The organism is Pseudomonas monteilii (assembly GCA_001534745.1).
GTDB lineage: Bacteria > Pseudomonadota > Gammaproteobacteria > Pseudomonadales > Pseudomonadaceae > Aquipseudomonas > Aquipseudomonas alabamensis.
Map to the genome: position 1 here is coordinate 4119763 of CP013997.1, position 14562 is coordinate 4134324.

Genomic DNA, 14562 nt, shown 5'->3' on the forward strand with positions numbered 1-14562 from the left:
CGATCGGGCCCGCAGGGGCCGTAGAGTCAGCCACACCGGACATGCGGCTCACTCAACAGGCTTAGCCAAGCTCGCCCCTCACAGCCCTTCGAGAATGTCCGACATGTCGTCGGCGTGCTCTTCTTCCTGGGCCAGGATGTCTTCGTAGATGCGGCGGGTGGTTGGGTCCTTGTCGCCGATGTACTTGATGATCTCGCGGTAGCTGTCGATGGCGATCCGCTCGGCCACCAGGTCTTCCAGGACCATTTCGCGCAGGGTGGTGCCTGCGACGTACTGGGCGTGGGAGTTGCGGCTCAGGTTGTCGGGGTTGAAGTCCGGCTCGCCGCCCAGTTGCACGATACGCTCGGCCAGACGGTCGGCGTGCTCGGATTCCTGGTTGGCGTGCTCGAGGAATTCCTCGGCCGCGATGCTGGCCTTGATGCCGCTGGCCATGAAGTAGTGGCGCTTGTAGCGCAGGGTGCAGACCAGTTCGGTGGCCAGCGACTCGTTCAGCAGACGCAGGATCTCTTCACGGTCCGCCGAGTAACCCTCGGTGACGGCGCCGTTTTCCACGTGCTGGCGGGCACGGTCACGCAGGACTTGGATGTCGGTCAGTTCAGCGTTGCTCATCGTTATCTCCAGGAAATCAGGTCAGGGTGCTCGCGGCGACTTGCAGGCTCAGGCGCCTGGGGTCGCTCTGCGGTCTTGCTCGCGTTCCTTGCAGGTCTTGAAGCCCTTGGCATCCACGTGGCCGGTGGCGTCGAAGCGCACGTAGTACGGCTGCTGCTGGCCTTCATGGTTCAGGATGTAGTCGTTGCAGGTGCCGCCATTGGGCAGGTCGCTGACGAAGGACGGGCTGCCACCGATGGCGATGACGCGCTGCATGGTCATGCCGTTTTCCACCTGCTTGACCAAGGGCTGGTCGCGGTAAGTGACGTAGTCCACCGGGTTTTCAGGGCGGCTGCTGCAGGCGGCCAGGGTCATGCCGGCCAGAAGGATTGCCAGGGTCTGCTTGTACATGGTCCGGTCCTTGTTCAGGTCTGTTTGGTTTGGAACCGCAGCGCGTCTCAAGAGTTCGATCGCGATGGCCAGCATTGGGCCTGCAGTTTGAAAAACCCTGAAACACCTTGAGGCAGACGCTATGCCTGGTGGGTGAAGGCTGGCAGACTGCTGCCTTTGCGCCGCACAGCGAGGCTGTATGACCTTTACCCCACGCCAGATCACCCAGGCCAGTTGGCTCATCGTGGGGGCCGGCCTGTTGCTGGCGCTGCCGTTGAAGCTGCTGCCGAGCCTGTTGGCGGGCCTGCTGGTCTTCGAACTGGTCAACATGCTCACGCCCCGGCTCCAGCCCTTGATCGCCGGTCAACGGGCGCGCTGGCTGGCAGTGGCGCTGCTGGGCACGCTGGTGGTCACCAGCCTGGCGTTGCTGTTCGCCGGGGCGATCAGCTTCGTGCTGCACGAGGCCGAGAACCCGGGCGCTTCGCTGGACCGTTTCATGGTGGTAGTCGACCGCGCACGCGCGCAGTTGCCGCCGTTCATCGACAGCTACCTGCCCGCCAGCGCGGCGGAGTTCCGGGTAGCCATCGGCGAATGGTTCAAGAGCCACATGGGCGAGTTGCAACTGCTGGGCAAGGGCGCGGCGCACATGTTCGTCACCTTGCTGATCGGCATGATCCTGGGCGCCATCGTCGCCCTGCAGCGTCTGCCGGACGTGTCACGGCGCAAGCCCCTGGCGGCGGCGCTGTTCGAACGGCTCAACCTGCTGGTCCAGGCGTTTCGCAACATCGTCTTCGCGCAGATCAAGATTTCCCTGCTCAACACCGCGTTCACCGGGATCTTCCTGGCGCTGGTGCTGCCGTTGTTCGGCGTGCACCTGCCCCTGACCAAGACCCTGATCGTGCTGACCTTCCTGCTCGGCCTGCTGCCGGTGATCGGCAACCTGATGTCGAACACCCTGATCACCATCGTCGGCCTGTCGTTGTCGATCTGGGTAGCGGTCGCCGCGCTCGGCTACCTGATCGTTATCCACAAGGTCGAATACTTCCTCAACGCCCGCATCGTCGGCGGCCAGATCCGCGCCAAGTCCTGGGAGCTGTTGCTGGCGATGCTGGTCTTCGAGGCCGCTTTCGGTCTGCCCGGCGTGGTGGCCGGGCCCATCTACTACGCCTACCTCAAGAGCGAGTTGCGGCGGATCGAGCTGGTCTGAGGGGGGTTAAGCCGCCGCCCTCAGCCGTACCGCTTGCGCGCCTCGATGGCCAGGCCGCTGCCGATGCTGCCGAAGCGGTTGCCTTCTACATGACGGGCGTTGGGCAGCATGGCGGCAACGCTCTGGCGCAGGGCCGGGATGCCGCTGGAGCCGCCGGTGAAGAACACGGTGTCGACCTGACCGACGCTCACGCCTGCCTTGCTCAGCAGATCGGTCACGCTGCCACGCACCCGCTCGAGCAAGCCGTCGATGGCCTGCTCGAACAGCGGACGGGTCAGGTCGGCGACCAGACCCGGCTCGACGCGACCGAGGTCGATGCGGCGGCTCGGCTCATCGGTCAGGGCGATCTTGCTGGCTTCCACTTCCATGGCCAGCCAGTGACCGGCGCGCTGCTCGATCAACTTGAACAGCCGGTCGATGCCCAGGGCATCCTCGATGTCGTAACGCATGCTGCCCAGCGCCAGCTGGGACTTCTGCGCGTACAAGGCGTTGATGGTGTGCCAGGTGGCCAGGTTCAGGTGGTAGCTGGTGGGCATCAGGGCCTGGCTCTTCATGCGACTGCCGTAGCCGAACAGCGGCATCACCCCTTGCAGGCTGAGCTGCTTGTCGAAGTCGGTGCCGCCGATGTGCACGCCGCCGGTGGCCAGGATGTCGCCCTGGCGGTCGTCGAGCTGATGGCGCTCGGGCGCGAGGCGCACCAGGGAGAAGTCCGAGGTACCGCCGCCGATGTCGACGATCAGCACCAGCTCCTCGCGGTCGATGCCCGACTCGTAGTCGAACGCCGCGGCGATCGGCTCGAACTGGAACGACACGTCCTTGAAGCCGAGCGTGCGGGCGACTTCGGCCAGGGTATCTTCGGCTTCCTGGTCGGCCGCCGGGTCGTCGTCGACGAAGAATACCGGGCGGCCCAGCACCACCTGGTCGAAGCTGCGTTCGGCTGAGGCTTCGGCGCGGCGCTTGAGTTCACCGATGAACAGGCCCAGCAGGTCCTTGAACGGCAGGGCCGTGCCCAGCACGCTGGTGTCGTGCTTGATCAGCTTGGAGCCGAGCAGGCTCTTGAGCGAACGCATCAGCCGGCCTTCGTAGCCTTCCAGGTATTCGTGCAGGGCCATGCGGCCATAGGCCGGGCGCCGCTCCTCGAGGTTGAAGAACACCACCGATGGCAGCGTGATCTTGCCGTCCTCCAGCGCGAGCAGGGTGTCGCCGCCCGGTCGATGCCAGCCGACCGTGGAGTTCGAGGTGCCGAAGTCGATGCCGCAGGCGCGGGCCGGGGTGTGATCTGACATGCTTGCTGGTGTCCGGAGGCAAAACGGCCGCGCAGTGTATGCGAGTGAACGCGAGAATCAAGACCGATCGTCTGCGCCAGATCCACCCACGAGGCACCTTGAAAGGCTATGCTTGGCCCTTATCTTCAGCAGCAACGCCTATTTTCTCGAGGGTGAGCCCTTAGATGGACTTCAAAGACTATTACAAGATACTCGGTGTGGAGCCGACGGCGGACGACAAGGCGATCAAGGCCGCCTATCGCAAGCTGGCGCGCAAGTACCACCCCGATGTCAGCAAGGAACGGGACGCCGAGGACAAGTTCAAGGAGGCCAACGAGGCCTACGAAGTGCTTGGCAGCCCGGAAAAACGTGCCGAATTCGACGAGATCCGCAAATACGGTGGCCAGCATGGTCGGCCGTTCCAGGCGCCTCCCGGCTGGCAAGGCCGCGGTGGAGCCGACAGCGGGTTCGAGCAGGGTGATTTCTCGGACTTCTTCAGTTCGATCTTCGGCGCGCGCGGTGGTAACCCCTTCGGTCGTGGCCCACAACAGAGCGCGGGCAGACGAGGGCAGGACGTGGAACTGGAACTGGCGGTGTTTCTCGAGGAGACTCTGAGCAAGGAGTCCAAGCAGGTCAGCTTCCAGGTGCCTCAGGTCAATGGCCAGGGCCAGCGGACCGGCTTCACCACCAAGACCCTGAACATCAAGATCCCGGCCGGGGTGACCGATGGCGAGCGCATCCGCCTCAAGGGCCAGGGCGCGCCGGGCATCGGTGGCGGGGCCAATGGCGACCTGTACCTGACGCTGCGCATGGCGCCGCACCCGCTGTTCGATGTCGAGGGCCATGACCTGATCATCACCGTGCCCCTGGCGCCGTGGGAAGCGGCCTTGGGCACCAAGGTGGCGGTCCCGACCCTGACCGGCAAGATCAACCTGACCATTCGCCCTGACAGCCAGACCGGGCAACGCCTGCGCGTCAAGGGCATGGGCCTGACCACCAAGCAGGGCGAGCGTGGCGATCTGTACGCTCAGCTCAAGGTGGTGATGCCCAGCCAGTCCAACGCCGACACCCGCGAACTGTGGAGCAAGCTGGCCGACAAGGCCGCGTTCAACCCGAGGACTCAATGGAGTAGCTGATCATGAGCAGCACCCTGATCGTTCAACTGGACATGCGTACCCTTTGCCAGGAAGCCGACCTGACGGCGGACTGTGTGATCGAAATCATCGAACACGGCATCGTTGAACCGTCGGGGCGCACGCCCGACGACTGGCGCTTCGATGACCAGGCGCCGCACCTGGCCCGGCGGGCCGCTCGATTGCGTGATGAGCTGCAGCTGGAATGGGAAGGTGTGGCGCTGGCGTTGGAGCTGTTGCAGGAGGTGCGCGTGTTGCGCAGTGAGAACGATCGGCTGCGACAGCGATTGGGGCGGTTCACGCAGGTGTGAGGCCTATACGGGGCCTTGATCAGATGTCGGCTCCATCAAGGCTTGTTTGGCGTGAGGCGCTGGGGCTGTACCGACGCTATCGCTGGCAAGCCAGCTCCCACAGTACTGTGATCGCCTGTAACACTGCGGTGTAGCTACGGGTGTAGCGGCCCCAGCCGAGGTGCCGGCTCGGCCGCGGTTGGGCCCGCAGGGCCCACGCATCAGCCCATGCGGTCGGGCATCTACCGGGTAGGAAAGGACAGTTGCCCCCACGCTGTCATCCGTAGCTAGCGATCGAAGACAGCCCAGTGCGTGAGTGGATCATGGACTCTTCAATTCTTCGGGCTTTCGCGCAGCCTGTGTGGGGCATGGGCCCCTCAGATCCTTCAGATGTTCACACGACCCGTGTGGGAGCTGGCTTGCCAGCGATGAGGCCGGGGCAGGCGCAAGCGCCCTCCCCTTTTCTCCAGCACGCTCATGCCCCCTCTGTCTCATTTCTTGCCCGCTTTCACCTTCTCCAGCAGCGGTCGGCACTGATCCGGCACGTCGTCCCCTGGGGCGATCAGGGCCAGCAGCCCGGCGGCCGGGCCGACGGTGGCACCCAGGGCCAGCATGCCGGCGCCGCGCAGTGCCAGCGGTACGGCCTTCACGCCTGCATTGGGCTTGGCGAAGGTCCCGCGTACGTACAGCGGTGAACGCAGGGAGAACAGCCGGAAGCCTTTCGATTCGGGCGAGACCTCCAGGTCCATCCGCTCGCTGGCCAGGTTGACGTTGCCATCGACGTAGATGATCGCGTTCTCGGTGTCGAAGACGAACACACGCGTGCTCGCCAGACCGTCCTTGATCCCGACGTCGGCCGCCGCGCAGTTGATCTTTACCTCTTCGTCGCCGAACAGCTTGTCGACCAGGTAGTTGCCGACGTTCAGGCCCGCGATTTCCATCAGGCTACGGCTGATCGCCCCATCGTTGATCAGCAACCGCAGATCGCCATTGGAGCTGCCCAGCAAGGCCGCCACCGAGTTGCCACGGCCGCGCAGGTCGGCGTCGCCGTTGAGCTCGCCGAAGCTGGTCTGCATCGGCGCGAAGCTCGGGAACAGCTGCTTGAGCTTGAAACCACGGGCGCTGAGCTTGGCATGGCCCTGAAGCGGCACGTTGCGCCCGTCCAGGCGGATGCGCGATTCCAGATTGCCGCCGGCGACACCAAAGCGCAGCGGGTTCAGGCGCAGCAGGCCATCTTCGAGCAGCACATGGGCCGACAGGTCATTGAACGGCAGCTCCTTGCTGTGCACGATGCGCTTGCCGGTGAACTTCACGTCGGCGTCCATGGCGCGCCAGCGTTCGGTGCGGAACTCCTCCACGGGCAAGACCTTGTCCGCTGGTTGCTTGCTGGCGCCACCCCGGGCCTTCTGTTCGGTGTTGGAGTCGGCACCGATCAACGGCGCCAAGTCCTCGAACAGCAACTGGTTAGACACCAGCTCGCCGCTGAGCTTGGGCCGGGGCTTGCTGGCGGCGAAGGCCAGGGTGCCGTGGATGTCGCTGTTGCCGATCTTGCCGTTGAACCCTTCGTAGCGGAAACGCATGCCCTGCTTGTCCTGCAGGTTGGCCGTCAGGTGGCCGTCGGTGGAATACGGCGGGGTATCGGGCAAGGTCACGCCGGTCAACGGGTACAGGTTGCCCAGGCTCTTGCCCGACAGCCGCAGACGCAGATCGAGCGCCCCCAGGTTGAGCGGGTCGGTCACGGTACCGGCCAGGACCACCCGCGTGTCGGCGGCACGGACGTCGGCCTGGACAGGGAACGGCTGGTCGCTGTCGCGCAGGGCCAGCAATCCACCGATCTTGCCGGTGCCGGAGACCGGCTCACCTTTGTAACGCCCCTCGGCCTTCAGGCCGAACGCGTAGTCCTGGGCATTGCCGGTCTTTTCCGCACGTTCCTTGCCAACGATCTCGCTGAACGGGATCGGTTTGCCCAGCGGATCGATCTGCACCTTCACGTTCGCCTTGAGCATCTGGTCGTCGTAGCGCACGTTGCCCTGGTCGAAGCGGATCGAACCGATGTCCAGCTCCCAGCTCGACGGTTCGGCCTTCTCGTCCTTGGGCCCCAGGTCGAAGGTCCAGTTGGCCCGGCCATCGGCCAGGCGGGTCAGCTGCGCATCGGGCTTGGTCAGATCGATGCGCGGGATGGTGATGCGCTGCGCCAGCAGGGGCAGCGGCGACAGCCGAAATTCCACGCGCTCCAGGCCGACCATGCGCGGCTCCTTGGCCCAGTCCGGGTTGCCCAGGGTCAGGTCTTCGGCGATGAACCGCGGCCACGGCACCCAGGCGCGCCAGCCGCCTTCTTCAGGCTCGCGCTGCCAGCGCACGGCCAGGTTGCCATTGATGGCGAACGGCCGATGAAGCGCTTCGGACACCTTCTCGTTGAGCATCGGCTTGACCCGATTCCAGTCGAAGGTGGCGATGATCACCACCAGCACCGCCAGCAACGCGACGAGGCTGGCGAGGGTCCAGGCGATGATTCGGGCAGGGCGCGTCATTGCGAAGTTCTCCTGATGGCGGGCCGAAGCCGAAGATGACGAAAGCGGTGGTATTACGTCGGACTGACGAAATCCCGTCAGGTTTTATTCGAGGCGCGATATCACGGTTTTTTTGCGCTTGCCCCCTACAGCCTAGACCACCGTACCCGTCCCTTGACCACGCGCTTGCTCCCGGAGCGCTGCAAACCCCCATGCCAGAGCGCCTCTGCCGACCATCATCAGCGTCGATGATCACCATCACCCGGATGCACTTCTCGTTACGCACGTGCGGCGTAGCATGGGCATCGTCCCCCTTTCACTTGCCCATTACAGGAGCATATCCCATGAAATCTCTCTTGCTGCTCAGCCTGAGCCTGTCCCTGCTGTCGACCCAGGCCCTCGCCCTGCCCGCACCGGATCAGCCCACCCTCGGCGAGGTGCGCGCGACGCACAGTGCCCAGGTCTTTCTCACCGAAGGCGGTGCCGACCGTCTGCTCGAACGCGCCGGACAGCTTGCCGAAGGCGGGGCCGACCGCCTGCTGGAACGCGATACGGCCGTGGCCGAAGGCGGCGCCGATCGCCTGCTCGAACGGGCCGAAGCGGTCGCCGAAGGCGGCGCCGAGCGTGTGCGCAAGGCCGGTCATCTGGGTTGAGCGCAGCGCATCGCAGGACCAGGACACTCGATTCAGCCTGCATTGACCCGGCTCGGTGCTTTTCTCTAGAGTGCGGTTCCACACCAGCCACAGATTGCCCGCCATGCTGCCGCGCGCCGAACAGAAGCTTCAGACTCGACAGGCCCTGCTCGATGCCGCCTGCCAGTTGATGGAGAGCGGGCGTGGTTTCGGCAGCCTGAGCCTGCGCGAGGTCGCACGTCTGGCCGGCATCGTCCCCACGGGCTTCTACCGCCACTTCCCGGACATGGACGCCCTGGGCCTGGCCCTGGTCGGCGCCATAGACGCCACGTTCCGCCAGACCATTCGCCTGGTGCGACAGAACGAACTGGAAATGGGCGGCATTACCGATGCGTCGGTACGGATCTTCCTCGACGTGGTCGCGGCCCACCGGGCACAGTTCCTGTTCCTGGCCCGCGAGCAATACGGCGGGTCCCAGGTGGTGCGTCAGGCCATTGCCCGTCTGCGTCATGGCATCAGCTCGGACCTGGCCACCGACCTGGCGCTCATGCCGCGCTGGCAGCATCTGGATGCGCCTGCGCTGGCGGTGATGGCCGACCTGGTGGTCAAGACCGTGTTCGCCACCCTGCCGGAGCTGATCGACACCCCGGACGTCGAATGGCCGGAGTCCTTGAGCGCTCAGGAAAAAATCATCCAGCAGCTGCGCTTCATCTTCGTCGGCGCCCGTCACTGGCAGGGGCTGGGCAACCCAGGCTGAGGCCGCGCGGCGGCCGATTCTGCTACCATGGCGCACCGCCCGACCGTCCTGAGCGCCTTCATGTCCACGCCCTCACCTGCCCCGTCCGACTTCGATGCCCGCCTGCACCGCTTCAGGCAGCACCTTGCCGATACCCTCGTGCCGTTGTGGCAAGGCCCGGGGTGGAATGCGGACATGGCCTTGCCCTATGAAGCCCTGGACGCCGAGCATCGTCCCTTGCCCGTGGTACGCTACCGCGCCATGGCATGCGCGCGCCAGCTGTACCTGTTCAGCAGCCGCCTGGAGCAGCCCGGTGCCGCTGAACGGGCGGCCACGCTGTTCCGCTCGTTGCGCACGCATTTTCACGATGCCGAGCACGGTGGCTGGTTCTACAGCATCGATGCGCACGGTCAGCCGCTGGATCGGCGCAAGGACCTCTACACCCACGCGTTCATCGTGTTCGCCTGCGCCCATTATTGGGGCCAGGTAGGCGAGCGTCTGGTCGCGTCCACCCTCGAGGGTGCGCTGAGCGTTGTCGCCGAGCGTTTCGCCCGTGACGACGGCTTGTATGAAGCCAGCCTGGGCGAGGACTGGTCGGACCTGGGCAGCGGCCCGCTGCAGAACCCGCAGATGCACCTGGCCGAGGCCTTTCTGCAAACCCTGGCGGTCAGGGCGGACGAGGCCGTGCAGGAGGCGCTGATCGGGCTGTGCGAGGCCTTGCAGCGTGACTTCGTCGACCCCGATACCGGCGTGATGCTGGAGCGTCCCAGGGGGGCAGCGGACAACTGGTTCGAGCCGGGGCATCAGTTCGAGTGGTTCTTCCTGCTCGACACCTCCCCCTTGCTGCGCGAGACCGCGCTGCATGCCTCGATCACGCGCGGTTTCGCCCATGCCGAGCGCGTCGGCGTGCAGGACGGTGCGGTGCTGGCGATGCTTGGTGTCGACGGGCAGGTGATCGACGCGACCCAGCGCATCTGGGCCCAGGCCGAGTACGTGCGCGCCCTGGCCCTGCGGCCCGCCTGGCGCGAGACGTTGGCGCGGCAGCTGCAGGTGCTGGAGACACGCTTTCTCACCGCCGAGGGGTGGCATGAGTGCCGCGATGGCGCAGGGCGGGTCAGTCGGCATGACATGCCTTCGACCACGCCTTATCACCTGGCGACCTGTCTGGCGGGGTTGCAGGGGCAGCCGTAAGCGGCAAGCGGCAAGCGGCAAGCGGATCTGGCGGGGCGTGAAGAAGATGCAAGCCTTTAGACGCCGTCGGCCTGCTACTCCGAGGTGCCGGGCTCTGCGGCTCCTGCGGAGCCGATCGCGGCACTGGGGCCGCTCCCACAGGTGACCGCGATAGCCTGCAATCCCGCGGTGGGACTACGGGTGTAGGAGCGGCCCCTGCCGGGGCGCCGGACCGGCCGCGATGGGCCGCAAAGCGGCCCTAAAATCGATTAGCAATGAAGCTTCGGATCCTGCCAGCTATCCCCATGTTCTCTACGCGACAGGACGACGGAGATGGCAGCGATCGCTACTCCCCGCAGCCCCCTCACCCTACCTCACTTCTCCCCGCGCGACCGGTCGATCGCGAACCCGGCCCAATCCTGGCTCACCGGCATCAGTTCCAGGCTGTTGATGTTGACGTGGGCAGGCTGGTTCAGCACCCAGAAGATGGTCTCGGCGATGTCTTGCGGCTGGATCGGCTCTGCGCCAGCGTAAGTGGCATCGTAGCGCGCCTGATCACCCCCGAAGCGCACCAGCGAGAACTCGCTTTCGCACAAGCCCGGCTCGAGGTTGGTGACGCGCACCCCCGTTCCGCGCAGGTCGCAGCGCAGGCTCAGGGAAAACTGGCCGACGAAGGCCTTGGTGCCGCCGTACACGTTGCTGCCCGGATAGGGATAGTTGCCGGCAACCGAGCCGACGTTGAGGATGCTAGCGCCGCGCCCGTGGGCGATCAGGCGAGGCAGCAACAGGCGGGTGGTATAGATCAGGCCCTTGATGTTGGTGTCGACCATGGTCTCCCACTCGTCCAGGCTGCACGCCTGGGCAGGTTCGACCCCCAAGGCCAGGCCGGCGTTGTTGACCAGGGCGCGCAGGGTCGCGAACGCCGGCGGCAGATTGGCAATCGCCTCTTCCATCGCCTGGCGGTCGCGGACATCGACGACCAGCCCGTGTACCTGGGTCTTGGCCGACAGTTCGGCGCACAACGCGTCCAGTCGCTCCTTGCGGCGTCCCGTCAGGACCAGCGACCAGCCGGCCTCGGCGAATCGCCGGGCAGTGGCTTCGCCGAAGCCAGAAGTGGCACCGGTAATGAATACGGTGGACGTCATGCTGTTCTCCTTGATCGATAGGACGTGGGGACAAGGATCGAAGCATGCCTGCGCCACGGTGATCTCGGCAAGGCACGCATGCCTGATCAAAAAATGATCAAATCTCTACAGGCCACGGCCCATAAGGCCGGCAGCGTATTATGCGCACCTTATCCACAAGCCTTTCCCCACAGGCTGGGGGCAAAACCGCCGCTTGTGATCAACCCTATGTCATGCAGTGGAAAACTCGGAAAACCTGAGGAGTCAGTGGCGCCAGACAGCTGGCGATACCGGTTTTCCTGCCTTTTCCACAGACTTATGCACAGATTGTCCACCCCATGACGTTCATACTGTTCATCCCTGCTGCACGAACGTGCCCTCCACTCGCCGTTTTTGATCAAAATGTGAACAATCCGCTGCAGCCCTTGCCAGACAAGGCCTGCAGCGGATTACGCCCATCTTATCCACAGCCGGTTCCACACGAACCGTGCACAACGCAGCTCAGCCGGTGACGCCTGCACAGCGTCCTGTGGCGCCTGTCAACGCTACCCGGGTGCGACACGTTGTCCACACAGCGGCAACCTCGTCCGGCGCACCTGATGGGGTACCTTTTCCCCAATGCGGTCAGTGCCCGCCCAGGTAAGCGTTGCGCACCTCGTCATTGGCCAGCAGCTCCTGCCCCGTGCCGGTCATGCGGATCTGCCCGTTGACCATCACATAAGCACGGTCCGAGAGCTTGAGCGCGTGGTTGGCGTTCTGCTCCACCAGGAAAATGGTCATGCCTTCCTGGGCCAGCTCGCGCAGCGTCGCGAAGATCTGCTTGACCACGATCGGTGCCAATCCCAGGGACGGTTCGTCGAGCAGCAACAGGCGCGGCCGGCTCATCAGCGCGCGGGCGATGGCGAGCATCTGCTGTTCACCACCGGACATGGTCATCGCCCGTTGGGTACGCCGCTCCTTGAGCCGTGGAAACAGCGTGTACATGCGCTGCATGTCCGCGTCCGCATGCTTGTCGCCGATGGGGATGGTACCCATCATCAGGTTCTCTTCGACCGTCATGTCCGGGAACACCCGCCGCCCCTCCGGGGATTGGGCGATCCCGTTGGAGGCGATGTAGTGCGGTGTCTTGCGCGTGATGTCGGTGCCCTCGTAGAGGATCTGCCCCGAGGCGGCACGCGGCTGGCCGAAGATCGACATGAGCAGCGTCGACTTGCCTGCGCCGTTGGCGCCGATCAGGCTGACGGTCTCGCCCTTGTCGATGTGCATCGACACCTTGCGCAGGGCCTGGATCGGCCCGTAGAACACGTCCAGGTCGCGCAGTTCGAGAATCGCTCCACTCATGCCAGTTCCTCTTCGTCGGCGCCCAGGTAGGCGGCAATCACCGTGGGGTTGTTGCGAATGTCCTGGGGCGCACCCTCGGCGATGACGTTGCCGTGATCGAGCACCACGATGTGGTCGGAAATGCTCATGACCATGCCCATGTCATGCTCGATCAGCACCACGGTGATGTCGTGCTCGTCACGCAGCACCCGGATCATCCGACTGAGGGCTTCGGTTTCCTGGGGGTTGAGGCCGGCGGCGGGCTCGTCCAGGCAGATGATCCCAGGCCGCGTGCACATGGCCCGTGCGATCTCCAGCCGGCGTTGCTGGCCGTAGGACAGCTCGCCGGCCAGGCGGTTGGCGCAGTCGACCAGGTCGACCACCTCCAGCCAGTAGAAGGCATGGTCGAGCGCCTCGCTCTCGGACTGCCGATAGCCCGGCGTATTGAGCACGCCCGCCAGCAGGTTGCGGTTGACCCACATGTGCTGGGCGACCAGCAGGTTCTCCACCACCGACATTTCCCGGAACAGGCGAATGTTCTGGAAGGTGCGCGCCAGGCCGGCGCGGTTGACCAGGTGGGTGCCGCCGAACATCTTGTAGTACACCCGGTTGGCGAAACGCGACGGCGAGAAGAAGTCCGTCGCCTCGAAACGCTCGCCCAGCAGCTGGATGATGTCGGTGCGTGCGCCGCGCAGGTTCAGCTCGATCCGCCCGCCACTGGCCTTGTAGAAGCCCGTCAGGCAGTTGAACACGGTGGTCTTGCCTGCCCCGTTGGGGCCGATCAGGGCGAAGATCTGGTTGCGCTTGACCTTCAGGCTGACGTCGCTGAGCGCCTTGATACCGCCGAACTGCATCATCAGGTTGTCGACCGACAACACGACTTCATCGCTCATGGCGCCACTCCTTTACGCGGGACTACGCCGGCACGGCTGATACGAATCAACCCGCGCGGACGCCAGATCATCATCAACACCATCAGCACGCCGAACAGCAGCACCCGGTATTCCGAGAAGCTGCGCAGCAGCTCGGGCGCCACGGTCAGCACGAAGGCGGCGATCACCACGCCGACCGTCGAGCCCATGCCGCCCAGCACCACGATGGCCAGGATCAGTGCCGACTCGAAGAAGGTGAAAGACGACGGGTTGACGAACCCCTGGTAGGTGGCGAAGAACACCCCGGCCAGGCCGGCCGTGGAAGCGCCCAGGGTGAACGCCGAGAGCTTCACCAGCACATGGTTGAGCCCCATCGAACGGCAGGCGATCTCGTCCTCGCGCAGCGCTTCCCAGGCTCGGCCGATGGGCATGCGCGTCAGCCGGTGCTTGATGTAGAGCACCGCCAGCACGACGATGAACAGCACGGCATAGATGAACAGGAATTTCAGGTTGGGGTTGTAGTCGATGCCGAAGAACTCGTGGAACGGCACGCCCCCGTCCTTGGCCCGCCGTCCGAACTCCAGGCCGAAGAAGGTCGGCGACGGGGCCGGCATGCCGTTCGGCCCGCCGGTGAACGACAGCCAGTTGTTCAGCACCAGGCGGATGATCTCGCCGAACCCGAGCGTGACGATGGCCAGGTAGTCGCCGTGCATGCGCAACACCGGGAATCCCAGTACGCAACCGGCCAGGGCCGCCGCGATGGCCGCCAGCGGCAGCACGCTCCAGAAGCCCAGCCCCAGATACTGGTAACCCAGCGCCAGGCCGTAGGCGCCGATGGCGTAGAAGGCGACGTAGCCCAGGTCGAGCAGACCGGCCAGGCCCACCACGATGTTCAGGCCCAGGCCCAGCAGCACGTAGATCAGCCCGAGGATGACCACGGTCAGCAGGTACTTGTTGGCGAAGACCGGGAAGACGATGGCGATCACGATCAGCGCCGGAATGATCCAGCGCAGCCGCGACTTGTAGTCCGGCGCCAGTACGTGCACGCCCGAACCACCGCGCTCGAACCCGTGCAGCACGCGCTGCCCGGCGGCGGTCTGGAAGTACAGGCTGAGCACGAAGCGCCCGAGCATCACCGCGCCGACCAGCCAGGCGACCCGTGCCGGATGGGCATTGAAGCTGTAGCCATCGAGCACCACGCCGACCACCGGGCCGAACACGATCAGCGCCAGCAGGCCCGCCACCACGGTTTCCAGCAGGCTACGCTTGAGGCTGAAGGCCGGGGCGGCGGGGGCGGAAGCGACAGAAGGAGTAGAAGAGGTCAT

14 protein-coding genes are annotated in these 14562 nt (G+C 65.1%); 6 read left to right on the forward strand and 8 right to left on the reverse strand.

From position 1 onward, the window contains the following. Nucleotides 1-78: 78 nt before the first annotated feature. A complete protein-coding gene (locus APT63_17635; protein ID AMA47289.1) occupies nucleotides 79-609 on the reverse strand; it encodes a bacterioferritin in 531 nt (176 codons plus the stop codon). Between the two features lie 48 nt (nucleotides 610-657). Next, on the reverse strand, nucleotides 658-999 hold the full coding sequence (locus APT63_17640) for a transcriptional regulator (GenBank protein ID AMA47290.1): 342 nt from the start codon (nucleotides 997-999) through the stop codon (nucleotides 658-660). Between the two features lie 178 nt (nucleotides 1000-1177). Here APT63_17640 and APT63_17645 point away from each other — a divergent pair, with 178 nt between their 5' ends. Continuing rightward, nucleotides 1178-2185: a hypothetical protein gene (locus APT63_17645; GenBank protein ID AMA47291.1), complete on the forward strand. Its 1008-nt coding sequence runs from the start codon at nucleotides 1178-1180 to the stop codon at nucleotides 2183-2185. Between the two features lie 20 nt (nucleotides 2186-2205). Here the strand turns inward: APT63_17645 and APT63_17650 are convergent, their stop codons facing one another. Continuing rightward, nucleotides 2206-3471, reverse strand: a complete 1266-nt coding sequence (locus APT63_17650) for a heat-shock protein (GenBank protein ID AMA47292.1) — start codon at nucleotides 3469-3471, stop codon at nucleotides 2206-2208. A 164-nt stretch (nucleotides 3472-3635) separates the two neighbouring features. Here APT63_17650 and APT63_17655 point away from each other — a divergent pair, with 164 nt between their 5' ends. Further along, nucleotides 3636-4586, forward strand: coding sequence for a DNA-binding protein (locus APT63_17655; GenBank protein ID AMA47293.1), 951 nt, complete (start codon nucleotides 3636-3638; stop codon nucleotides 4584-4586). Nucleotides 4587-4588: 2 nt separating this feature from the next. After that, nucleotides 4589-4894: a chaperone modulatory protein CbpM gene (locus APT63_17660; GenBank protein ID AMA47294.1), complete on the forward strand. Its 306-nt coding sequence runs from the start codon at nucleotides 4589-4591 to the stop codon at nucleotides 4892-4894. 470 nt (nucleotides 4895-5364) lie between these two features. Here APT63_17660 and APT63_17665 read toward each other — a convergent pair whose 3' ends face one another. Further along, on the reverse strand, nucleotides 5365-7404 hold the full coding sequence (locus tag APT63_17665) for a hypothetical protein (GenBank protein ID AMA47295.1): 2040 nt from the start codon (nucleotides 7402-7404) through the stop codon (nucleotides 5365-5367). A 323-nt stretch (nucleotides 7405-7727) separates the two neighbouring features. On the opposite strand from APT63_17665, the gene APT63_17670 reads away from it, so the two are divergent. From APT63_17670 to APT63_17680, 3 genes are all read left to right on the forward strand, one after another. Continuing rightward, entirely contained in the window at nucleotides 7728-8036 is a 309-nt protein-coding gene (locus tag APT63_17670; protein ID AMA47296.1) for a hypothetical protein, read from the forward strand. Nucleotides 8037-8139: 103 nt separating this feature from the next. After that, entirely contained in the window at nucleotides 8140-8772 is a 633-nt protein-coding gene (locus tag APT63_17675; GenBank protein ID AMA47297.1) for a TetR family transcriptional regulator, read from the forward strand. Between the two features lie 60 nt (nucleotides 8773-8832). Beyond that, nucleotides 8833-9942, forward strand: coding sequence for an N-acylglucosamine 2-epimerase (locus APT63_17680; GenBank protein AMA47940.1), 1110 nt, complete (start codon nucleotides 8833-8835; stop codon nucleotides 9940-9942). 353 nt (nucleotides 9943-10295) lie between these two features. Here APT63_17680 and APT63_17685 read toward each other — a convergent pair whose 3' ends face one another. From APT63_17685 to APT63_17700, 4 genes are all read right to left on the reverse strand, one after another. After that, on the reverse strand, nucleotides 10296-11066 hold the full coding sequence (locus APT63_17685; GenBank protein ID AMA47298.1) for an NAD(P)-dependent oxidoreductase: 771 nt from the start codon (nucleotides 11064-11066) through the stop codon (nucleotides 10296-10298). A 603-nt stretch (nucleotides 11067-11669) separates the two neighbouring features. Next, nucleotides 11670-12386, reverse strand: a complete 717-nt coding sequence (locus APT63_17690; GenBank protein ID AMA47299.1) for an ABC transporter ATP-binding protein — start codon at nucleotides 12384-12386, stop codon at nucleotides 11670-11672. After that, nucleotides 12383-13258, reverse strand: coding sequence for an ABC transporter ATP-binding protein (locus APT63_17695; GenBank protein AMA47300.1), 876 nt, complete (start codon nucleotides 13256-13258; stop codon nucleotides 12383-12385). The genes APT63_17690 and APT63_17695 overlap by 4 nt, the downstream gene beginning before the upstream one ends. Continuing rightward, nucleotides 13255-14562, reverse strand: coding sequence for a branched-chain amino acid ABC transporter permease (locus APT63_17700; protein ID AMA47301.1), 1308 nt, complete (start codon nucleotides 14560-14562; stop codon nucleotides 13255-13257). The genes APT63_17695 and APT63_17700 overlap by 4 nt, the downstream gene beginning before the upstream one ends.

Bases quoted from the DNA above. Each gene is read 5' to 3' on its own strand.
- APT63_17635 (AMA47289.1), bottom strand. From the start codon at position 609: ATGAGCAACGCTGAACTGACCGACATCCAAGTCCTGCGTGACCGTGCC.
- APT63_17640 (AMA47290.1), bottom strand. From the start codon at position 999: ATGTACAAGCAGACCCTGGCAATCCTTCTGGCCGGCATGACCCTGGCC.
- APT63_17645 (AMA47291.1), top strand. From the start codon at position 1,178: ATGACCTTTACCCCACGCCAGATCACCCAGGCCAGTTGGCTCATCGTG.
- APT63_17650 (AMA47292.1), bottom strand. From the start codon at position 3,471: ATGTCAGATCACACCCCGGCCCGCGCCTGCGGCATCGACTTCGGCACC.
- APT63_17655 (AMA47293.1), top strand. From the start codon at position 3,636: ATGGACTTCAAAGACTATTACAAGATACTCGGTGTGGAGCCGACGGCG.
- APT63_17660 (AMA47294.1), top strand. From the start codon at position 4,589: ATGAGCAGCACCCTGATCGTTCAACTGGACATGCGTACCCTTTGCCAG.
- APT63_17665 (AMA47295.1), bottom strand. From the start codon at position 7,404: ATGACGCGCCCTGCCCGAATCATCGCCTGGACCCTCGCCAGCCTCGTC.
- APT63_17670 (AMA47296.1), top strand. From the start codon at position 7,728: ATGAAATCTCTCTTGCTGCTCAGCCTGAGCCTGTCCCTGCTGTCGACC.
- APT63_17675 (AMA47297.1), top strand. From the start codon at position 8,140: ATGCTGCCGCGCGCCGAACAGAAGCTTCAGACTCGACAGGCCCTGCTC.
- APT63_17680 (AMA47940.1), top strand. From the start codon at position 8,833: ATGTCCACGCCCTCACCTGCCCCGTCCGACTTCGATGCCCGCCTGCAC.
- APT63_17685 (AMA47298.1), bottom strand. From the start codon at position 11,066: ATGACGTCCACCGTATTCATTACCGGTGCCACTTCTGGCTTCGGCGAA.
- APT63_17690 (AMA47299.1), bottom strand. From the start codon at position 12,386: ATGAGTGGAGCGATTCTCGAACTGCGCGACCTGGACGTGTTCTACGGG.
- APT63_17695 (AMA47300.1), bottom strand. From the start codon at position 13,258: ATGAGCGATGAAGTCGTGTTGTCGGTCGACAACCTGATGATGCAGTTC.
- APT63_17700 (AMA47301.1), bottom strand. From the start codon at position 14,562: ATGACCTCTTCTACTCCTTCTGTCGCTTCCGCCCCCGCCGCCCCGGCC.